This is a genomic window from Actinomycetes bacterium, assembly GCA_022599915.1.
In the GTDB taxonomy this organism is placed as follows: Bacteria; Actinomycetota; Actinomycetes; order S36-B12.
Map to the genome: position 1 here is coordinate 15040 of JAHZLH010000001.1, position 21295 is coordinate 36334.

Genomic DNA, 21295 nt, shown 5'->3' on the forward strand with positions numbered 1-21295 from the left:
CTTGGGCTGAGCGAAACGGTCGTCAAGATCCCCAGGAGTCGGCGTGCATTTAAAGAGCATCACCCTGAAGGGCTTCAAGTCCTTCGCTTCTCCCACCACCCTTAAATTCGAGCCCGGTGTCACCGCGGTCGTTGGTCCCAATGGATCTGGGAAGTCCAACGTTGTGGATGCGCTCTCCTGGGTCATGGGGGAACAGGGAGCTAAAAGTCTGCGCGGCGGCAAGATGGAAGACGTCATCTTCGCAGGAACCAGCAACCGGGCTCCGCTTGGCCGGGCCGAGGTCAGCCTCACCATCGATAACACTGACGGGGCTTTGCCCATCGACTACACCGAAGTCACCATCTCGCGAATCATGTTCCGTTCTGGGGGTTCGGAATACTCCATCAACGGCACCGCCTGCCGACTGCTCGACGTGCAGGAGCTGCTTTCTGACTCCGGCATTGGTCGGGAAATGCATGTCATAGTCGGCCAGGGCCAACTCGACTCGATTCTGCACGCCACTGCGGAGGATCGGCGTGGGTTCATCGAGGAAGCCGCTGGAGTACTGAAGCACCGTAAACGTAAAGAGAAGGCGCAGCGAAAACTGTCAGCGCTTGACGACAAGATGAGCCGACTGTCTGATCTGCTGACCGAACTCCGTCGACAACTCAAACCGCTAGGACGGCAGGCTGAGGTAGCTCGGCGGGCCGTCGTTATCCAATCCGACGTGCGCGACGCCCGGCTGCGGCTACTTGCTGACGACTATGTGGCACTCACTGAGGCACTGGCACAAGAGCAGGCCGACGAGCAGCAGTTGCGGGAACAGCGGGGTGAGGTGGAATCGGCCCTGTTGGCCGACGAGGCCCGCGAAGCAGAGTTGATCGCGGCAGCTGAGCAGGCGGCACCGGTGCTGTCGCAGACCCAGGATGCCTGGTTTCGCATTTCCGGTCTGCACGAGCGGTTTCGCGCAGTAGTGTCCGTTTGCCGGGAGCGGCTGCGAGTTGTGGACGAGTCCGACGTGGTCGCGGGAACCGGGGCAGACCCGCAAGAGTTGGAAGCGCAGGCCCGCGAACTGCAAGACGAGCACGAGCAACTTGCAACCGCTACCCGCGAGCGATCAGCAGAACTCAGCGCCGCACAAGCTGCCCGATCTGCTGCGGAGGCGGCCCTCGCAGACGAAGAGCGTCGGGTCGAAACCGAGGCGCGCGCGGCCGCCGCCCAGCGAGAACGACAGGTGCGGTTGCAGGGGCGAGCAGCAGCGGCGCGTAGTCGTGTCGAGGCTCGCGGCGTCGAAATCGACCGGTTGCAGGCAGCGTTGGCGGCTGCCAACGAGCGCGAACAGCAGGCCTCCGGAAAATTCACCGAACTCGAGCGTGAGGTGTCCGGTCTGGATCGCGGTGAGGCAGATCTGGACAGTCAGTACGAGGAGTGCCGCAAGCAAGAGGAAAGCGCTGCCGACGAGTTGGCCACGCTGACCGAAAAGGAGCAGCAACTGGCGGGAAGTCGGGACACCGCCAGGGCGCGACTCGAAGCTTTGCAAAGCGCGGTACGCAGCCGCGGCGGCGTCAGTGACGACGTCTTGGCTCATCCCTTGGTTCGTGGCCTGGTGTCTGAGCACCTGCAGATCGAACCCGGTTGGGAACTGGCCGTGTCCAGCGCGCTAGCGGACTTGGTGGACGGTGCTGTCGTGGATTCGCTGGCGGATGCGGTCCGATTGCATCGGGAGCAGCCAGCCGAGTCACTGCGACTGCTGGTAGCCGATGCCGGAGCGCCCACCAGCAGCAGTGGGTCGGGTCGATCAGTTGCAACTGTTATCACCGCACCGCCGGAGAGTGAGGCTGCGGTGGCGGCGGCGCTAGCGGGCATCGTATTGGCCGAGGACCTCGACGCCGCAGTGGAGCTCATCGCGCAGGGAGCCGACCGGGTGGTGACCCGCGCCGGCCATTTGCTCGGTCGAGCTGGCTTGATCACCTGGGACGACAAAGAGGCCAGCGCACTGGAACTGTCGGCCCGAGTAGATGCCGCCGCTGATGAACTGGCGGCGATCTCAGCCGAATGTGATCGCGTGAAGTTCGCCTTGGAGCCCGCCCGAGAACGAGCCGAACAGGCTGCCCGGCAGTTGGCGGAGTCGCTGCGGGCGTTGCACGAGTCCGACGCGGCTATGGCCGCCGTGGCAGATCAGTTGGGTTCCCTGGGCGCAGCGGTTAGATCCGCTCGTACCGAGGGGCAACGCCTTGCCGCAGATCTGACGGCAGCACAGGAGGCGCTGGCCAGCGATGAGTCGGTACTGACTGAGGCGGAGCAAGCCCTCGCTGCAGTGGATGCCACCGACGCTGGCGAGGAGGCCGCGACGCCGGGACCGGATCGTCGTGAGGATCTGGCCGAGGAACTGCGCAGCGCGCACAACCACGAGGTCGAGGTTCGCTTGGCCCTGCGAACGCAGGAGGAGCGAGCAAGCGTGGCCGCCCGTCGGTCCAATGAACTGCTGGCAGCCGCTCAGCAAGAGCGCAAGGCCCGGGAAGATCAGCAGCGCGCCCGCGAGCGGCGAGAGCGGCAGCGTGCCATGGCCGCAGCCGTGTTGGTCGCGGCCGAAGTTTCGGTGACATATTCGAATCGGCTGGGTGACGTGGCTGAGAAACAGCGCAATCAGTTGGAGGCGCAGCGAGTCGAGCGCGACCAGCAGTTGGGGAAACTGCGGGCAAAGATCAAACAGTTGAGCCAACAACTGGATGACCTCACTAGTTCGGTGCATCGGGACGAAATGGTGCGCACCGAGCAACGCGTCAAGATCGAACAGTTGCAAGAAAAAGCGATGACCGAACATGGCATCGCCACCGAGGAACTTGTCGCCGAGTACGGCCCGCAGGTGATGGTACCGCCCAGCCCCCGGGCTCCTGGGGACGAAGAAGATGGCGGGCCAGACCCGGAGCCGTATCCCTTCGACCGTGGTGAACAGGAACGACGGCTGAAGTCAGCGGAGCGGGCGCTGTCATTGCTGGGTCGGGTCAACCCACTGGCGCTGGAAGAGTTCGCCGCGATGGAAGAGCGTCACCAGTTCCTTTCCACCCAATTGGAGGATTTGCGCAACTCCCAGCAGGACTTGCGCGGCATCATCCAAGAGGTGGACGACCGTATGGAGCAGGTGTTCTCGGAAGCATTTGCCGACACCTCGGTGCAGTTTGAGCGGGTGTTCGCCCGACTCTTCCCCGGTGGTGCCGGTCGATTGGTGCTGACAGACCCGGACAACATCCTCACCTCAGGTGTTGAAGTCGAAGCCCGGCCGCCAGGCAAGAAGGTGAAGCGACTGTCGTTGTTGTCGGGTGGCGAACGTTCGCTGACTGCGGTGGCTTTCCTGGTTGCGCTGTTCAAAGCCCGCCCGAGCCCGTTCTACGTGCTCGACGAAGTTGAGGCCGCGCTAGACGACACCAACTTGGGTCGTCTGCTCGAAGTGATTGAGGAGTTGCGCGAAGACAGTCAGCTCATCGTGATCACACACCAAAAGCGCACGATGGAATCGGCTGATGCCCTGTACGGCGTCTCGATGCGGGGTGACGGCGTCAGTAACGTGATCTCCCAGCGGCTGCGCGAGTCCGTCCCCATCTAACGCGCGTGACCGCTGCTGGCCTGCCCGTGGCAGCAACCCGCCGCTAGCTCTGCCGTTGCGGATTGGTCCACTCGGTCAATGCCGGCTAACCGGCGGGACATCAGGCTGACGGGATAGGGGACAATCGGCATCGTGGAAATCCTGATCGGTCTTGTCGTCCTTTTGCTCGTCGTCACCGTGATTGCGCTGGTGGCCCTCCGTAGCCGGGGTGGGTCGGCGCCACCGGCGCCGTTGGAAACCCCCGAGGTGTTGCCCGGCATCAACGACGACGCTTCGGAACCGCGAGATACACCGCGGCGGGATATCGAAGACCTTTCCCTTGACGGTGGTACCAATACCGCGGTGCTTGAGCCACCGGTTGCCGAACTGGAGGTGCCAGCCCCAGCGGCAGGTCGACTCGCTCGACTGCGAGCGCGGTTGGCTCGCTCCAACAACTCCATCGGGCGAGGATTGCTGGCGTTGCTATCGCGAGACCAACTAGATGAGGCAACCTGGGAGGAAATTGAGGACACTCTCCTGCTGGCCGACCTAGGCGTGCCCGGCACCACTGAGCTGGTAGAGCGGCTGCGCACGCGGGTCCGTGTCGAAGGAATTTCCGACCCAGAGCAGATGCAGCAAGTCCTGCGGGAGGAACTGTTGGTGTCCGTTGATCCCGATATGGATCGGACACTGTTTACCGAACGAATCGGTGACGTGCCTGCAGTGGTGCTAGTTGTCGGTGTCAACGGCACCGGGAAGACCACGACGACCGGCAAACTGGCCCGGCTGTTGGTGGCTGAGGACCGCGATGTTCTCCTCGGCGCGGCGGACACCTTCCGAGCGGCTGCCAGTGAGCAGTTGCAGACCTGGGGTGACCGGGTGGGCGTGCCAGTCGTGCGCGGACCGGAAGGGTCCGATCCCGCCTCAGTGGCGTTTGAGGCAGTATCAGCGGGAATCGATGGGGAAAGCGACACCGTCGTAGTGGACACCGCAGGCCGGTTGCACACCAAGGTGGGCTTGATGGATGAGCTCGGCAAGGTGAAGCGCGTCATCGAGAAGCAGGCACCGGTCAGCGAGGTGTTGCTGGTGCTGGACGCCACCACTGGTCAGAACGGAATGACCCAGGCGCGGGTTTTTTCAGAGGTCGTGGACATCAGCGGAATTGTGCTGACGAAGCTAGACGGAACTGCCAAGGGCGGGATCGTTGTCTCGGTGCAACGGGAGCTCGGAGTACCGGTGAAACTGGTCGGATTGGGCGAAGGCCCGGATGATCTGGCGCCATTTGAGGCGGAAACCTTCGTCGACGCGATCATTTCTCGATAGTCGGATGCATTTCGCGAAACATACTCGTTACACGACCACCGAAACCGTCACACGAAGGAAACCTGAGTAGTCATCAGTGGAAACACTGCACAGCCATCATCGCTACATCCGTTGGGGAACTACCCCAATAGTGAAAGGAGTTAGCGATGGAGGAATCGCTGTTGAACACTGGCGACACCGCCTGGGTTCTTGTCAGCGCCGCCCTAGTCCTGCTCATGCTGCCAGGGCTTGCCCTGTTCTACGGCGGCATGACTCGGGCCAAGAGCACGCTGAACATGATGATGATGGTCTTTGGGGCTCTGTTCTTAGTGGGCGTGCTGTGGATTCTCTACGGTTACTCCGTTGCCTTCGGAACCGATGGTGGCAGTGGTCTCCTCGGTGACCCGACCGAGTTCTTGGGCCTTGAGGGCCTGATGGCAGATGATCCGGAAGCTACATTGCCGGTCATGGCCTTCGTCGGCTTCCAGGCACTATTCGCTTGCATCACCGTGGCACTGATCGCTGGTGCGATCGCTGATCGCGCTCGGTTCGGCACCTGGATGGTATTCGCCGGAATCTGGGCCACGATTGTTTACTTCCCGGTCGCCCACTGGGTGTGGGGTACCGGCGGCTGGATCTTCGAGGGCATGGGCCCGCTAAACGGGGTTCCGGCTATCGACTTCGCTGGTGGTACTGCGGTCCACATCAACGCGGGTGCGGCTGCCCTGGCTCTGGCACTGATTCTCGGAAAGCGTCTGGGCTGGCCCAAGACTCCGATGAAGCCGCACAACCTGACTTTGGTCATGCTCGGTGCCGGTCTGCTGTGGTTCGGCTGGTTCGGCTTCAACGCTGGATCTGCCCTAGCCGCCGACAACACTGCTGCTGTGGTCTTCGTCAACACCATTGCTGCTACCTGTGCTGCTGCGCTGGCTTGGTTGTTAGTGGAGCGGATCCGCGACGGACACGCCACCAGCTTGGGTGCGGCTTCCGGCATCGTGGCCGGTCTGGTCGCGATCACCCCGGCTTGCTCTGCAGTCAGTCCAGTCGGTGCCCTGATTCTGGGTATCGTGGCCGGCGCAGCGTGTGCTCTGTTCGTTCCACTCAAGTACAAGTTGGGCTACGACGACTCGCTTGACGTCGTCGGTGTCCACTTGATCGGCGGCCTGGTCGGCACCTTGCTGATCGGCTTCCTGGCTACTGAGGCCGCTCCAGCTGGCGTCAATGGCCTGTTCTACGGTGGCGGCACTGAGCAACTGGTCAGCCAGGCGATCGCAGCCTTCGCGGTACTCGCCTTCGCCTTCGTGGTGACACTGATCATCGCCAAGATCCTGGATCTGGTGATCGGGTTCCGCGTTGACGAGGACACCGAGATCACCGGGGTCGATGTGGTCGAGCACGCTGAAATCGCCTACGAACTGGGCGACTCCGGTGCGGGTGGTTCGTTCGCCGGCACCAGCGAGCGCGCAGCTCGGGCCAAGCAGGCCGAGGAGGTGAAAGCATGAAACTCATCACCGCAGTAATCAAGCCGTTCAAGTTGGATGAGGTGAAGTCCGCCCTCGAGGCCTATGGCATCAACGGGCTCACCGTCAGCGAGGCGAGTGGCTACGGCCGACAGAAGGGTCACACCGAGGTCTACCGAGGCGCGGAATACACCGTGGATCTGGTTCCCAAGATCAAGGTTGAGGTCCTTGTCGACGAGGATGACGCTCAGTCAGTCGTCGATGTCATCGTGAAGACCGCACAGACCGGTCGGATCGGAGATGGCAAGGTATGGTCTGTGCCGGTCGACAGCGTCGTCCGTGTCCGTACCGGTGAGCGCGGCGAGGACGCGCTCTAGGAGGGGAAAATCTGATGCAGGCTGCTGAGAATGGGGAGAGCTTGGTGATCACTGGATCTGCGGATTCAGGGTCAGCAACCCAAGCCTTCTCAGCAGCCCGCGCAGAACTACTACGCCGCCCCGGGCCACCAGGCCCGGGGCGACGTCGTGCCTTGGCGGCACTCACCGACGAGTGGTTGCAGGACTTGTACCGCCTCGCCGGTGCCCCGGACAACGGGATGGCGCTGGTGGCAGTGGGCGGTTTCGGTCGTGAGCAACTTTCGCCGGGCAGTGACATCGATCTACTGCTGCTCCATGAGGGGGATCCGGGGGATATCCCAGATCGCATTTGGTACCCGATTTGGGACAGCCGACTCAAACTCGACCATTCGGTGCGAACGCTGGCTGAGGCTCGCAAGGTGGCCGCAGACGACGTCAAGACCGTGCTGGGTCTGCTGGACTGTCGACCGGTAGCGGGTGACGAAATGCTCGCGGAGCGGTTGGCGAGTTCCATTCGATCCGACTGGCGAGGGTTTGCGCCCAAGCGGGTGGACGATCTGCGCACGGTGGTTGAGGAACGCAGGGTTCGCAATGGTGAAGTGGCCCATCTGCTGGAACCGGACTTGAAGGAATCCTACGGCGGGCTCCGCGAACTAACCGTGTTGCGTGCGCTGCAGGCGTCTTGGATCACTGATGTGCCGCAAACCGCAATTGACGAACCAGCACTGCTGCTGGCCAATGCGCGCGACGCACTGCACAGCCGAACCGGTCGGGCCACCGATCGACTGCTGATGCAGGAGCAAGAGGGGGTCGCGGATGCGTTGGGAATACCAGATGCAACTGCGTTGATGACCGAAATCTCATTGGCCGGTCGCGCCATTGCGCACGCCTCGGATCAGACTTGGTATCGGGTGGGTCGCGCCACTCGGCGCTCGCCGCGACGACCCTTCCGCCGGTTGAACCGGCAACAGCGGCGGCCGCTGGCTGAGGGAGTCGTGGAGCAGGACGGCGAGGTTGTTTTGGCGGAGGGAGCCAAGCCGGAGCGCGATCCGGTGTTGGTAATCCGCGCAGCAGCTGCTGCCGCCCAGGCAGGCATTCGGATTGCGCCGTTTGCATTGGATCGGCTGGCGCAAGATTCCGCACCTATGCCAGTGCCGTGGCCGGCGGAGGCTCGAGACGCGCTGGTGTCTTTCCTCGGAGCGGGGCGAGCAGCGCTACCGGTGTGGGAGGAGTTGGATCAAGCGGGTCTCACCAGCAAGTTGTTGCCGCACTGGGAACACATTCGGGGTGCCCCGCAGCGCAACCCGATCCACATTTACACCGTCGATCGGCATCTGGTGGAGGCCGCGGTGCAGGCAGCCCGATACCAGCGGGACGTGTCTCGGCCCGACCTGCTGTTGATCGCAGCGTTGTTCCACGACATCGGTAAGGGTCGGCCGGACCAAGATCACACCGATGTGGGAGTGGAGTTGATGGGTGAGATCGGGCCCCAGTTGGGCTTCTCACCGGCTGATACCGACGCGCTGGTGAGTCTGGTTCGTGACCATCTGTTGTTGCCAGAGATGGCCACGAGGCGTGACCCGGACGACCCGGCCACTGTGGCTGCCGTAGCGGCGGCGGTCGGTGACGTCGCCATGTTGGACCTCCTTGCCACTCTCACCAAAGCCGACGCGCAAGCTGCTGGTCCCACCGCCTGGAGTTCGTGGCGGGCGGCGTTGATTTCCGACCTAGTAGCGCGGGTCCGCAGCCAGTTGCGCGGCGAGATCGTCGAACCGGACGATGCCCTGAGCGAGCCGCAGGAAGGTCTCCTGGCAGCGGAACTCCCGGAGGTGCTGGTCGAGGATGAAGCCCCCGGAGAGATGCTAACCGTCACGATAGCTGCACCAGATCGGGTCGGCTTGCTAGCCACCGTCGCCGGGGTTTTGGCTCTGAATCGACTGGATGTTCGGGGCTCGCGAGCCTTCAATCGGGGAGATATCGCGCTTTCGGAGTGGACAGTTCATCCCGCCTTTGGTGACCCGCCCGACCTGGTTCGGTTGCGGGAGGATGTGCGGCGGGCGTTGGCTGGAACTCTCGACGTCGATGAGCGGCTAGCTCGGCGCGAGTCCTACTACGCCACCGCGACCGACTCAGTGCTGGAGCCGCGGGTGGAGTTTGTGGCCGATGCCTCCGAAATCGCCACGGTGGTGGAAGTGCGGACCTACGATCGGCCAGCCACGCTGTTCCAGCTGGCCCGGGCAATCGCAGATTGTGGGGTGGACGTGGTGTTGGCGCGGGCGGATTCCATGGGTGCCAGTGTGGTTGATGTTTTCTATCTGCGAGGCGCTACCGGCGCGCCACTGGATCACCGCGAGGGCGCTGAGGTTCTCAAGCGACTGCAAGACGTCGTGGGGGTCTCGCCGGCGTGACCTGACTGGTCGGGTGGCACGATACGCTTGGGGCGCCATCGGTGGATTTCGATCGATTACATCTGGATCGCACCAAGGCCACAGCAGTAGACCATCGTCGAGGGGAGCCGTGAGGCACCAATGTTCGCTTCGCTGTCGGATCGGCTGACTGACACTTTCAAGAATCTGCGTGGCCGCGGTCGGTTGTCGGAACAGGACATCGACGAGACCGTCCGCGAGATTCGGATGGCGTTGCTGGACGCTGACGTGGCCCTACCAGTGGTCAGGGCATTCTGTGCTCGAGTCAAAGAACGGGCCCTGGGTGCCGAGGTATCGGAAGCGCTCAATCCAGCTCAGCAGGTTGTGAAGATCGTCAACGAAGAACTCATCGAGATTCTCGGCGGTCAGACCCGACGATTGCAGTTCGCCAAGACCCCCCCGACGGTGATCATGCTTGCTGGTCTCCAGGGAGCAGGCAAAACGACCCTCGCTGGCAAACTGGCCGCCTGGCTGAAGAATCAAGGTCATCAGCCGCTATTGGTTGCCGCCGATTTGCAGCGCCCTAACGCCGTGGATCAGTTGCGCATTGTCGGTGAGCGCGTTGACGTACCCGTTTTTGCGCCCGAGCCCGGCAACGGTGTCGGTGACCCGGTGGACGTGGCTCGTCGGGCCAAAGCTGAGGCTGAACTGAAGCTGCACGACATCGTCCTGATCGATACCGCCGGTCGGTTAGCCATCGATGAGGACTTGATGACGCAGTTGCGGTCGGTGGGGGAGGCCGTAAAGCCTGACGAGACGTTGCTCGTCGTTGACGCCATGATTGGCCAGGACGCGGTTAACACCGCGGTGCTGTTTGACCAACAAGTTGGTTTCGACGGCGTGGTGTTGACCAAACTGGATGGTGACGCCCGTGGTGGCGCTGCGCTGTCCGTCGTGGGCGTGACCGGCAAACCGGTGATGTTTGCCTCTACTGGCGAAAAGCCGGAGGACTTCGAGACTTTCCACCCTGACCGGATGGCCGGTCGCATTCTGGAAATGGGCGACATCTTGACGCTCATTGAGCAGGCCGAGCGGGCTTTTGATGCCGATCAGGCCCAGCGCATGGCCGGCAAGGTGGAGCGGGGCGAAGACTTCACTCTTGAGGACTTCCTGGAGCAGATGCAGGCCGTCAAGAAGATGGGCTCGCTCACTAAATTGGTCGGCATGATGCCCGGCATGGGGGACGTCAAGAAGCAACTGGATAGCATCGACGATCGAGATATCGATCGGGTGGCGGCCATCATTCAGTCCATGACGCCGCAGGAGCGCAGTGATCCGAAAATTCTCAACGGATCCCGCCGAGCTCGCATTGCGGGCGGCTCCGGCGTCGAAGTCCAGCAAGTCAATGCCCTTATCGAGCGCTTCGGCGAAGCTCAAAAGATGATGCGACAGATGCGCAGTGGCAAGGGTCCCGGGCTCCCGGGCATGCCGGCGATGCCTGGTGCCCCGTCTCGAGGTAAGGGCAAAGGCAAAGGTAAAGGCAAGCCCAAACAGAAGCGTGGACGTTCCGGCAACCCGGCAAAACGTGCCCAACAGGAGAAGGCGGCAGCTGCTGGTCCACTGGTAGACGCCGACTCCCTAGAGCTGCCGCAGCAGTTTAAGGACCTGTTGGGCGACAAGGAGTAGTCAGTTGCGGTTGGCCGCGTTTGGGCCGGTCGGGGTGCATCTGGCACACTAGAGCGGTCGATCGCCTCGGCTCTCTCATCGGGCGGTCGATAGTTCGAATCCGATCACGGAGATGTCCCCACCATCCCCGCGTCCCGGTGCCCAATAAACGACAGGAGATGTCACGGTTGTGGCTGTCAAGATCAAGTTGAAGCGGATCGGCAAGATCCGGGTACCGCAGTACCGCATCGTTGTTGCGGACGCTAGAACTGCGCGCGGCGGGCGCGCTATCGAGGAGCTGGGGATTTACCAGCCCAAACAGAATCCAAGCCTGATTCGGGTCGACTCCGACCGGGTTCAGTACTGGTTGAGTGTGGGCGCGCAGCCCACTGAGCCAGTCATGGCCATTCTCAAGGTCACTGGCGACTGGCAGAAGTTCAAGGGACTACCGGGCGCTGAGGGCACCCTGCAGCAGCCTGAAGCCAAGTCGGATCAGACCGAGATCTTCAATCAGGCGGCCAAGGACGCTGTGGTGGAGAAGGATCGCGTTTCCGAGGCACGTGCGGCTGCAGCCAAGAAGGCTGCCAAGGAGCGCGCCGAGGGCGAGAAGGCCGAGAAGGCGGCTGCTGAGAAGGCGGCCGAGGAAAAGGCTAAAGCGTCCAAGAAGAAGCCGGCCGAGGAGAAGGCTGAAGCGTCTGCGGAGAAGCCGGCCGAAGAGAAGGCTGAAGCGTCTGCGGAGAAGCCGGCCGAAGAGAAGGCTGGCGAGTAGCGTGCTTGTCGAGGCTCTGGAGCATTTGGTTCGCGGCGTCGTAGACAACCCAGAAGACGTGTCGGTGAAAGAACGCAGCCATCGCCGGGGTTCGACCCTGCGGGTTCGCGTCAATCCCGAAGATCTGGGTCGAGTGATCGGCCGCGGTGGTCGCACGGCGACTGCATTCCGTACGGTGATGTCCGCCCTGGGCGGCAACAGCGTTCGGGTGGACTTCGTGGACGGCGCGCCTCGCTGACATGCAGGTTCGGGTCGCCCGCATTGGAAAGCCGTTCGGAGTGGCTGGCCAAGTCACCGTACAGCTGTTCACCGACGAGCCAGAACGTCGACTCGGGCCAGGCTCGACGCTCACCACCGAAAACGGTGAGGTGTCGGTAGAAAGTTCCCGACGCCACGGCAAGATCTGGCTGGTCCGTCTCAGCGGGGTCACAGATCGCAATGCCGCCGAAGCGCTGCGGGGTACGGAACTTTTTGCCGAGGTACCGGCCGACGAGCAGCCCTCCGGGGACGACGAGTGGTTCGACCGCGATCTGATTGGCTTGCCCTGCCGAGACGAGGCCGGCCAACAGTTGGGTGAGGTCGTGGCAGTCGAGCATCCGCCGGCCCATGACGTCTTGGTTGTACGAACCCCGATTGGTCATCAGGCCCGGGTGCCGTTTGTGTCGGCCATCGTGCTGGCCATCGACGACGACGGTGTGCTACTGGATCCACCTGGCGGTCTGCTGGCAGCTGATCTTGAGGTGGATTGACCATGAGAGTCGACATCCTCACTATTTTTCCCGATTACCTGGCGCCTACTTCGCTGTCGGTGATCGGCCGAGCGATAAGCGCGGGCACCGTGGATGTGAGAGTTCACGACCTGCGTGACTGGGCCACCGACCGGCATCGCACCGTGGATGACACGCCTTTCGGCGGCGGTCCTGGGATGGTCATGTTGCCGGAAATCTGGGGGCGGGCGCTCGATGAGGTGCTGGCCGATGTGGCACCCGGAACCCGGATTGTGGTGCCGACGCCATCAGGTCGGCCCTACAGCCAGCGCAAGGCCGAGGAGTATGCCGCAACGCCGGGTATCGTCATCGCCTGCGGCCGCTACGAGGGCATTGATGATCGGGTGTGGCAACACTTCGGCACGAAATTTCCGGTCGATCAGATCAGCCTTGGCGACTACGTACTAGCGGGCGGCGAAGCGGCTGCCTTGGTTGTTGTGGAATCCGTCGGTCGGCTGCTGCCAGGGGTATTGGGCAATGAACAGAGCGCTGGCGATGATTCATTTTCCGGTGACCGAGCTGGCGCCCCACTGGAAGGCCCGGTGTACACCAAACCTCGGGTTTGGCGGGATTTTCCGGTGCCGGACGTGCTGGTGAGTGGTGATCACGGTCGGATCGCCGCCTGGCGGGCGGCGGAGTCCCACCGTCGGACGGCGGAGATCCGGCCCGACTTGCTCCCTGGGGGATCCGACCCGGTCTAGACACCGGAGCGAAGCGACCTGGCATGCAGTTTGGACCTCGGCGCTGGCGTCGGGCATACTGCGAGGACGCGGTTTTTTGCCCGGCTCTGCCGCAGAGGAGTGGGCTTGGTTTCCGCGGCCACGACTACAGCGCGGGCGATCTGCGGCGTCCGTTGGGAAGAGTGCATCATGCGCAAACTCGATTCTGTTGACGCTTCCTCATTGCGAAGCGATATCCCCGACTTCTGGCCCGGTGACACCGTGAAGGTGCACGTCAAGGTCATCGAAGGCAACCGCTCCCGTATTCAGGTGTTCCAGGGCTTTGTCCTCGGTCGCCAGGGAGAGGGCATCCGGGAAACCTTTACCGTTCGTAAGTTGTCGTTCGGCACCGGTGTCGAACGAACCTTCCCAGTCCACTCCCCGATCATCGACAAGATCGAGGTCGAGTCACGCGGTGATGTGCGTCGGGCCAAGCTTTACTACCTGCGCGACCGCAAGGGTAAGGCGGCGAAGATCAGGGAGAAGCGCGACAACTCCGCTTCGGTCTGAACCCCTCAGGACAGTCAGTGACCGCAACTCAAGAGACCGGTCAGCCCGCGTCAGACAAGCGAAAAGGCCTGCCGTTTTGGATTGAGCTGCCGCTCATCCTCATCGCGGCCATCCTGTTCGCCTTTCTGGCTAAGACCTTCTTGGTGCAAATCTTCTATATTCCCTCGGGGTCCATGGAAGAGACGCTGCAGGTGGGCGATCGGGTGGCCGTCAATCGCATGGCCTACCGGTTTGGTGAGCCAGAACGCGGTCAGATAGTCGTTTTCGACGGTGTGGATTCGTTCTTGCCGGCGTCTGCGGTCCCACCATCCGAGGGGCCGGTATCAGATCTGCTGAAGGAAATCGGCCGCACGATCGGTGTGGTGCCGCCACCGGACACCATTTTCGTGAAACGCATCATTGGTGTTGGCGGTGACCGCGTGGTTTGTTGCGACAAACAGGGCCGGATCTCGGTGAATGGCACGCCGATTGACGAGCCCTACCTGTTCCCCGGCGACGCTCCCAGTCAAACGCCGTTTGATGTGAAGGTGCCGCAAGGCAAGTTATGGGTCATGGGTGATCACCGCTCTGCGTCTGCCGACTCGCGATCCCACATGGGGGATCCTGGCGGTGGCTTTGTTCCGGTGGATCGCACGATCGGCCCAGCATTCTCGGTCATTTGGCCGTTCAGTCAGTGGCAAGGGCTCTCGACTCCGGAATGGGCAGAGCGGATGAACGCTGAGGACCCACCCTCGTCGTAGGCTGACGCCGTGGCCCCCAGTTTGCGTCGAGAGCGAGCACTGTTGCGCAGTGGCGCGGTAACTGTGGCCGGCATAGATGAAGTGGGTCGGGGATCGATAGCTGGCCCGGTGTCGGTGGGGGTCGTTGTCGTCGTTGCGGGTACTCCTACAGCGCCACGCGGCCTTAACGACTCCAAGTTGCTCAGCCCCGCTCGTCGGGAGGAACTACTGCCGCGGCTGCGTCGCTGGGCCTTTCGCTGGTCAGTGGGTTCGGCGTCGTCGGTGGAGATCGACCAGTGGGGAATCATGACGGGACTGCGGTTGGCGGCGTTGCGAGCCTTGGCCGAAGTCGGTCCGGTGGATACCGCAATCTTGGATGGCAGCCACGACTGGCTGAGCGGTGGTGACCAGGATGACCTATTCCTGCCCACTCCGGCATCAGGTATGCCTGAAGTGACGATGCGGGTGAAGGCCGATCAGTCTTGTTCTGCGGTCGCAGCAGCCAGTGTGCTGGCGAAAGTGGCACGAGATCGCGAGATGGTGGAACTGCATCAGGTGGATCACCGCTACGACTGGGCAGCCAACAAGGGCTACGCGTCGGCGACCCATACGCAAGCATTGGTGCGGTTCGGACCTTCGCGGCATCATCGGCGCAGTTGGCAGTTGCCTGGCTGCGGACCTGAGGCCGCCACGCCGTTCCACACCCAGGCAACTGGGTTCACTGCCCCCAACTAGCGGAGTTTCCCTCATCGCTGGCCGGTCGGAGATGTCAATGGGTTCATGGATCGCCCTGACACCCGCATCGTCCCTGCCGAGTCCCAGCCGGCATCATCCGCTCCCGACCCGCGAACAGCCGCACCGAAGGTATTGGGTCGCTGGGGTGAGGACCTGGCTGCCAACTATCTCGCGGGACGCGGTCTGCTGATTTTGGAACGCAACTGGCGATGTTGTGAAGGGGAAATGGACCTTATCGCCTGGGAAGCACCCGAAATTGTCATGTGTGAAGTACGCACTCGCCGACGTAGTCGAACTGGCTCAGCCTTGGAGTCCATCACATTGCGCAAGCAACGGCGACTCCGGCGACTAGCGGCTGTCTGGTTGGCGACTCAGGAGCACAGCGATTTCCTAGTTCGCATCGATGCCCTAGGGATTCAGATCAGCCGGGATGGTCGCTGCACCATCGAGCACGTCCGGGGGGTGGCCTGATGCCAGTGCGGATCAGCCATGGGGCGCTCGCTAATGGCGTGATGGGTCAACTTGTTGAAGTGCAGGCACATCTCAGCAACGGTCTACCGAGCATGACCATCGTGGGACTGCCCGATACTTCAATCAGTGAGGCCCGAGATCGAGTACGGGCGGCAGTGGCGAGTTGCGGTTTCACCTGGCCCACCGGACGAATCACGGTGGGGCTGTCGCCTGCTTTCGAGCACAAACGCGGTTCCATTCTAGATCTTGCCATCGCCATGGCAGTGCTGGCCGCCGCCGATACCGTGCCCGCTGCAGCCGTTGCTGACACGATCTTTCTGGGCGAGCTGGGACTGGACGGATCGCTGCGGGCAGTGCCCGGCGCTATTGCCATGGCATTGGCCATCGTTAAAGGTCGACCTGATTGTCAGATTGTCGCCAGTCCGCAGACTGCAGCGCAGATTTCCGCGGTCCCGGGGTGGTGTCGTTGCCGGCGATCGATCTGCAGCAGGTGGTACAGATCCTCACCGGAGTGGCCACCGCTCCCGAAGTCAACCCGGCAGCCCCAGCCCCAGCCCCAACCCTCACCCCGCCAGATCTGGCGGATGTGATCGGCCAGGGCAGAGCCTGTCGCTCGTTAGAAATCGCTGCAGCGGGTGGTCATCATCTGCTGCTCCACGGCCCACCCGGCGTAGGTAAGACCATGTTGGCTCGTCGGCTGCCCCGGTTGCTGCCACCCCTGACCAACGGCGAGGCGCTGGAAGTAGCCGCAGTCCGCGACGCAGCCGAAGGCGGCTTGCTCAGCCTCGACCATTGCCCGCCATTTCAGGCGCCCCACCACTCAAGCACCCATGTGGCGATGGTGGGTGGTGCCATCGGTGGCATCCTGCGACCCGGTCAGATCAGTCAGGCTCACCATGGCGTTCTCTTTCTCGATGAAGCGCCAGAGTTTCACCGACAGACGCTGGAGGCACTGCGGCAACCGCTGGAATCGGGGAGCGTGAGTATTGCGCGCGCGGCGTTCTGCGAACAATTGCCCGCACGATTCCAACTGATCTTGGCGGCCAACCCTTGCCCTTGTGGTGATGTGGGAACTGCTACCTGTACCTGCACGGCGGCGGAGGTGCGACGTTACAGCCAGCGATTGTCGGGACCGTTGCTCGATCGCATCGATATGAGGATTCGGGTAGGGCCGCCCAGCGGGCAGCAGCCCGGCAATCCGACGGCGCAGGTGCGGGAGCGTGTGCAAGCGGCTCGGCAGCGTTCCGGGCGGCGGTTGCAGGGCAGTGGCGAGCGCATCAACAGTCGAGTGCCCGGGGAATGGTTACGACGAATGCACCCACCAGACTCAACCGGAGTGGAACTCCTGGAGCGCTGGCGCAACGAGCAACGTCTCGGGATGCGGGCACTGGACCGGATCTTGCGGCTGTGCTGGACGATCGCTGACCTGGCAGACCTTGATGTCCCCGGGGAAGATGAGAGCCACGAGGCAGCTGCTATGCGTCAAGGCGCAATGGGTGCCCAGCCATGACTCTTCCCATCCGGTTCGTCACGCCAGGGCCGAACTGGCCGACGCAATTGGATGACTTGGGGGAGCAACGGCCTGAGCAACTCGTTGTTCGGGGCATGGGGGAGTTGCGACAGTTGCTGGTGCACTCAGTCGCGATCGTAGGGGCGCGTCGTGCCACTCCTAGCGGGCTTGCCGCCGCTGAGCGATTGGCTGGTGATCTCGCAGCCGCAGGGTGGACGATCGTGTCCGGCGCCGCCCATGGCATCGACACTGCCGCCCACCGAGGTGCTGTGCTTGCCGGTGGTGTCACCTGCGGCGTCCTGGCCGGCGGGATCGATCGGCAAGTGTCTGCTGGGCCGGGGCGAACGGCAGCAAGCATCGCTGCGCACGGCCTGCTCGTCGCGGAGGAGGCAGGTTCCCGACCGCCGCAACGACACAGTTTCCTGCATCGCAATCGTCTTATCGCTGCACTCACTCGCGCCACCGTAGTAATCGAGGCTGCCGAGCGATCCGGGGCGTTGAACACTGCCCGCTGGGCAGAATCTCTCGGGCGAATGGTGATGGCCATGCCCGGCTCGGTGTTGGCAGAGATGAGCCGAGGTACCCACGCAGCGATTCCAGACGGCCGGGCCATTCTGGTGCGCGATACTGCGGACGTCTGGGAGATGCTGGCGGGGATGGGTGAGTTCCCTGACGAGGAGACATCACGACACTGGACGTGGAGTCGTGGCTGACAATGGCGGTTTAACCCGGCATGATCAAAGTGTGCCAACCATGCAGGACGTTGATGAAGCGATAATCGCTGATTTTGCTGACCACCTGCGCTTGCGGTTAGGTCTAGCTCCAACCACGACCAGCAGTTACTGCAGCGACATCCGTGCCCTCAGTGGCTTTCTTGCCAGTGGCGGTGAGGCTGGCTTGCGCGCTGTTGATTTGCGGAGTCTACGTGGCTGGCTGGCGCAGATGCGACGGGATGATTTGGCGGCTCGCACATTGCAGCGGCGAGTCGCAGCGGTCAGGTGCTTTTGTCAGTGGGCCCAAGGGTGCGGCGTGCTATCAGACGACCCGGCTGCACAACTGAGTGCGCCCAAGGGGCCGCAGCGGTTGCCGCAGGTTCTTACCCCAGAACAGATGCAAGAACTTTTGGAAATCGCTGGTCAGGCTGCCGACGATGACGAGCAGCGCCTGCTGGATGTGGCAGTGGTGGAGTTGCTCTATGGCTCGGGTCTGCGGGTTTCCGAATTGTGCGGTCTCGATATTGACGACATTGATTTTCACGTCAGCACACTGCGGGTGCGGGGCAAGGGAGATAAATGGCGGACGGTCCCGCTGGGGCCACCGGCCGCAGCCGCGATTCAGGCGTGGCTTGATCGGGGCAGACCGCACCGGGTTCGCGGAAATTCGCCGGCGGCAGTTTTTCTCGCTCAGCGTGGTGGACGAACTACACCCCGTAGGGTCCGGGAACGGATCTCTCAAATGACCCTATTTTCGGATACCCTATTGGGTGTGACCCCACATTCCTTGCGCCATACTGCGGCGACACACATGCTTGAAGGAGGAGCAGATTTGCGTGCAGTGCAAGAACTCTTGGGGCACTCCAGTCTTGCAACAACGCAGATCTACACCCACGTATCCGTAGACAGACTAAGGGCGTCGTATGACCAAGCGCATCCAAGAGCGTAGTGTCGCCGTTGTATCAGCAGATAAGGCTGTCGATGAGGCCGGCGCGGGATTCGGCTCGGACTGGGACCCAGCATCGGCAGAGTCAGTGGAGGATTCGCTGACGCGGCTGTGGTCGGACTATAAAGACGATGGTGATACCCACGCTCGAGAGCAGTTGATCCTGCACTACGCCCCGCTTGTGAAATACGTCGCTGGTCGTGTGGGCGTCGGACTACCGTCGAATGTGGACTCAGCTGACCTCGTCAGCAACGGAATGTTCGGTTTGATTGACGCCATCGAGCGTTACGACCCAGAACGCGCCAACAAGTTTGAGACTTACGCGGTGACTCGGATCCGTGGCGCGATCATCGACGAGTTGCGCAGCCAGGACTGGGTGCCACGTTCTGTCCGGCAGAAAGCGCGTGACGTCGAGCGTGCCTACTCCACCCTGCAAACAGACCTTGGCCGCACCCCCACCGACGAAGAGGTGGCGGACGAACTGACTATCTCGGTGAAGTCTTTGCGACAGATCTTCCGTCAGGTGTCGTACGTCCACGTGGCAGCCCTCGACGAGTTGATGTCAGTGGGCGGCGAGAAATCAGACCGGGTCACCCTGGGCGATACGTTGGTCGATGATCGGATGGAGGACCCGGTCAGTGCCTTCGAGGCGGAGGAGACCAAGGGCATTCTCGGTGAGGCGGTGTCGATGCTGAACGATCGGGAAAAAATCGTCATCTCGCTGTACTACTACGAGGGCATGACCCTGAACGAAATCGGTCAGGTGCTGGGTGTCACCGAGAGTCGTGCCTCCCAGTTGCACACTCGCGCGGTCCTGCAGTTACGAGGCAAGCTTGCCGAGATGGCTGCTTAGCTACTGCAGCTCGAGTCGCCCGGAGCTCTAGCTTCCCGGTGGCTGTTCTCCACAACTGTCGTCGGTCACGCACTAGCCACAACAGTGCCGCACGTCCGGGTTGTCGAGTCAGGTGAGACACGGTGACGGTATGGCGATACTCCGCGGCAACTTGTCCCTTGGAAAGCTCGGCGTTTGGGTAATGCTGCTGGGTTTAGTAACTCTGATCATCGGCAGACCGCCGGTATCGGCCGCTACAAATCTTGGAGCTCTGCCGGTTCCTGGCCCAGTGCAGACCGAATTCCACCCACCCGAGCAAGACTGGCTACCTGGCCACCGAGGCCTAGATCTGAGCACAACCATCGGCGGGAAAGTGCTGGCACCCCGCGCCGGTGTCGTCGGCTTCGTCGGAGAGATCGCTGGCACACCCATCATCACGATTTGGCACGGCACAGTTCGATCGACCTATCAGCCGGTTGCGACATCGCTGTCTCCCGGAGCGGCCATCGCTAGTGGAGCGGTGATCGGTCGGATCGCCCCGCGAGGTGGTCACTGTGCTGGTCGGTGTCTGCACTGGGGCCTCCGCGCTGGGGAGCACTATCTGGATCCCCGGTTGTTGCTCGGTGGCGGTCGAGTCAGGTTGATTTCAGTGCAGGACCAAGCAGCGCTACACTAGCGAGACCGGCGATTCGCCGGAATTCGCGCATCTCACCTCATGCGGTTGCTGTCGGTCCTTCGGGAGGCGGCCGTAGGGATGCTAGGGGCTGGCGCACCGCGTGCTAGCTGTAACCGACCGCGCCGCGCTGCGGCGCTGAAAGGACGTGTCGTGGCTGTCGTCACAATTCGTCAGTTGCTTGAGTCCGGTGTGCACTTTGGTCACCAAACTCGGCGCTGGAATCCCAAGATGGACCGCTTCATCATGACGGAGCGCAACGGTATCCACATCATCGATCTGCAGGGTTCGCTCTTGCGCATCGATTCTGCCTTTGAGTTCGTGAGTCAAACCGTGGCTCATGGCGGAACGGTGCTGTTCGTGGGCACCAAGAAGCAGGCGCAGGAAAGTGTGGAACAGCAGGCCACCCGCGTTGGCATGCCGTATGTGACTAACCGGTGGTTGGGTGGCATGCTCACCAACTTCAACACCGTGCACCAGCGGCTGGAACGACTCAAAGAGTTGGAAGAGATAGACTTTGACGATGTAGCTGGTTCCACCCGGACCAAAAAGGAACTGCTGTCGCTGCGTCGTGAGAAAGACAAGTTGGAAGCCACCCTCGGCGGAATTCGCAGCATGGACAAAGTACCGAGTGCTGTCTGGGTAGTGGATACCAACAAGGAGCACATTGCCGTCAAGGAAGCCCGAAAATTGGGTATCCCGGTCGTGGCAATCTTGGACACCAACTGTGACCCCGACGAGGTCGACTACCCAGTACCGGGTAACGACGACGCGATGCGCTCGGTCGCACTGTTGACTCGGGTGATCGCTGACGCGGTCGCCGACGGGCTGCAGGCGCGGGCCAAGTCCGAGGACGATGGTGCCGCTGAGCCGCTCGCTGAGTGGGAGAAGGAAATCTTGGCTTCCGATGAAGGCGAGCAGGCCGCCGCTGCGGACAAGCCCGCCGAGACTGCTGCTGAGGCCGATCAGCCCGCTGAGGCCGATCAGCCCGCTGAGGCTGCACCCGCTGCTGCGGAGAAGCCCGCTGAAGCTGCACCCGCTGCTGCGGAGAAGCCCGCTGAGGCTGCACCTGTCGAGGCTGCCGCTGAAGCTGCACCCGCCGATGCGGAGAAGCCCGCTGAGGCTGCACCTGTCGAGGCTGCCGCTGAAGCTGATAAGCCCGCCGAGGCTGCCGAAGCTGCAGCCACCGCAGACAAGTAGTCCTAACTTCCCGCAAAACT

General features: G+C 62.4%; 19 protein-coding genes and 1 pseudogene. All 20 read left to right on the plus strand.

From position 1 onward, the window contains the following. The first annotated feature begins 43 nt into the window (after nucleotides 1–43). The 20 genes and pseudogenes from smc to rpsB all read left to right on the plus strand — a co-directional run bounded on the left by smc (nucleotide 44) and on the right by rpsB (nucleotide 21275). Complete coding sequence (smc, locus tag K0U62_00100; protein ID MCH9799917.1) at nucleotides 44–3583, plus strand: chromosome segregation protein SMC; 3540 nt, start codon at nucleotides 44–46, stop codon at nucleotides 3581–3583. Between the two features lie 132 nt (nucleotides 3584–3715). Then, nucleotides 3716–4885, plus strand: coding sequence for a signal recognition particle-docking protein FtsY (ftsY, locus tag K0U62_00105; protein MCH9799918.1), 1170 nt, complete (start codon nucleotides 3716–3718; stop codon nucleotides 4883–4885). Between the two features lie 161 nt (nucleotides 4886–5046). Further along, the gene (locus K0U62_00110; GenBank protein ID MCH9799919.1) at nucleotides 5047–6366 is read left to right on the plus strand and encodes an ammonium transporter; all 1320 of its coding nucleotides are present in this window, start codon (nucleotides 5047–5049) and stop codon (nucleotides 6364–6366) included. Continuing rightward, nucleotides 6363–6701 carry a P-II family nitrogen regulator gene (locus K0U62_00115; GenBank protein MCH9799920.1) on the plus strand — a complete coding sequence of 113 codons (339 nt, stop codon included), beginning with the start codon at nucleotides 6363–6365 and terminating at the stop codon, nucleotides 6699–6701. Before K0U62_00110 ends, K0U62_00115 begins: the two co-directional genes overlap by 4 nt. A 14-nt stretch (nucleotides 6702–6715) precedes the next feature. Beyond that, nucleotides 6716–9088, plus strand: a complete 2373-nt coding sequence (locus K0U62_00120) for a [protein-PII] uridylyltransferase (GenBank protein ID MCH9799921.1) — start codon at nucleotides 6716–6718, stop codon at nucleotides 9086–9088. Nucleotides 9089–9208: 120 nt separating this feature from the next. Beyond that, on the plus strand, nucleotides 9209–10732 hold the full coding sequence (gene ffh, locus K0U62_00125) for a signal recognition particle protein (protein MCH9799922.1): 1524 nt from the start codon (nucleotides 9209–9211) through the stop codon (nucleotides 10730–10732). A gap of 169 nt (nucleotides 10733–10901) precedes the next feature. After that, the gene (rpsP, locus tag K0U62_00130; protein ID MCH9799923.1) at nucleotides 10902–11480 is read left to right on the plus strand and encodes a 30S ribosomal protein S16; all 579 of its coding nucleotides are present in this window, start codon (nucleotides 10902–10904) and stop codon (nucleotides 11478–11480) included. 1 nt (nucleotide 11481) lies between these two features. Then, nucleotides 11482–11718: an RNA-binding protein gene (locus K0U62_00135; GenBank protein MCH9799924.1), complete on the plus strand. Its 237-nt coding sequence runs from the start codon at nucleotides 11482–11484 to the stop codon at nucleotides 11716–11718. Nucleotide 11719: 1 nt separating this feature from the next. Further along, nucleotides 11720–12229 carry a ribosome maturation factor RimM gene (gene rimM, locus K0U62_00140; GenBank protein MCH9799925.1) on the plus strand — a complete coding sequence of 170 codons (510 nt, stop codon included), beginning with the start codon at nucleotides 11720–11722 and terminating at the stop codon, nucleotides 12227–12229. A 2-nt stretch (nucleotides 12230–12231) separates the two neighbouring features. Next, nucleotides 12232–12948: a tRNA (guanosine(37)-N1)-methyltransferase TrmD gene (gene trmD, locus K0U62_00145; GenBank protein ID MCH9799926.1), complete on the plus strand. Its 717-nt coding sequence runs from the start codon at nucleotides 12232–12234 to the stop codon at nucleotides 12946–12948. Between the two features lie 168 nt (nucleotides 12949–13116). After that, a complete protein-coding gene (rplS, locus tag K0U62_00150; GenBank protein ID MCH9799927.1) occupies nucleotides 13117–13476 on the plus strand; it encodes a 50S ribosomal protein L19 in 360 nt (119 codons plus the stop codon). Beyond that, nucleotides 13473–14216: a signal peptidase I gene (gene lepB, locus K0U62_00155; protein MCH9799928.1), complete on the plus strand. Its 744-nt coding sequence runs from the start codon at nucleotides 13473–13475 to the stop codon at nucleotides 14214–14216. Before rplS ends, lepB begins: the two co-directional genes overlap by 4 nt. Before the next feature lie 9 nt (nucleotides 14217–14225). Then, nucleotides 14226–14930, plus strand: a complete 705-nt coding sequence (locus K0U62_00160) for a ribonuclease HII (GenBank protein MCH9799929.1) — start codon at nucleotides 14226–14228, stop codon at nucleotides 14928–14930. Between the two features lie 45 nt (nucleotides 14931–14975). Further along, on the plus strand, nucleotides 14976–15401 hold the full coding sequence (locus tag K0U62_00165; GenBank protein ID MCH9799930.1) for a YraN family protein: 426 nt from the start codon (nucleotides 14976–14978) through the stop codon (nucleotides 15399–15401). Beyond that, nucleotides 15401–16911, plus strand: a pseudogene (locus K0U62_00170) (YifB family Mg chelatase-like AAA ATPase). Before K0U62_00165 ends, K0U62_00170 begins: the two are co-directional and overlap by 1 nt. Then, nucleotides 16908–17624, plus strand: coding sequence for a DNA-protecting protein DprA (locus K0U62_00175; GenBank protein MCH9799931.1), 717 nt, complete (start codon nucleotides 16908–16910; stop codon nucleotides 17622–17624). The pseudogene K0U62_00170 and the gene K0U62_00175 overlap by 4 nt, the downstream one beginning before the upstream one ends. A gap of 40 nt (nucleotides 17625–17664) precedes the next feature. Further along, entirely contained in the window at nucleotides 17665–18573 is a 909-nt protein-coding gene (locus tag K0U62_00180; GenBank protein ID MCH9799932.1) for a tyrosine recombinase XerC, read from the plus strand. Beyond that, a complete protein-coding gene (whiG, locus tag K0U62_00185) occupies nucleotides 18548–19423 on the plus strand; it encodes an RNA polymerase sigma factor WhiG (GenBank protein MCH9799933.1) in 876 nt (291 codons plus the stop codon). Before K0U62_00180 ends, whiG begins: the two co-directional genes overlap by 26 nt. Before the next feature lie 130 nt (nucleotides 19424–19553). Then, on the plus strand, nucleotides 19554–20078 hold the full coding sequence (locus K0U62_00190; protein ID MCH9799934.1) for a M23 family metallopeptidase: 525 nt from the start codon (nucleotides 19554–19556) through the stop codon (nucleotides 20076–20078). Between the two features lie 78 nt (nucleotides 20079–20156). After that, nucleotides 20157–21275, plus strand: a complete 1119-nt coding sequence (gene rpsB, locus K0U62_00195; protein MCH9799935.1) for a 30S ribosomal protein S2 — start codon at nucleotides 20157–20159, stop codon at nucleotides 21273–21275. Nucleotides 21276–21295 lie beyond the last annotated feature (20 nt).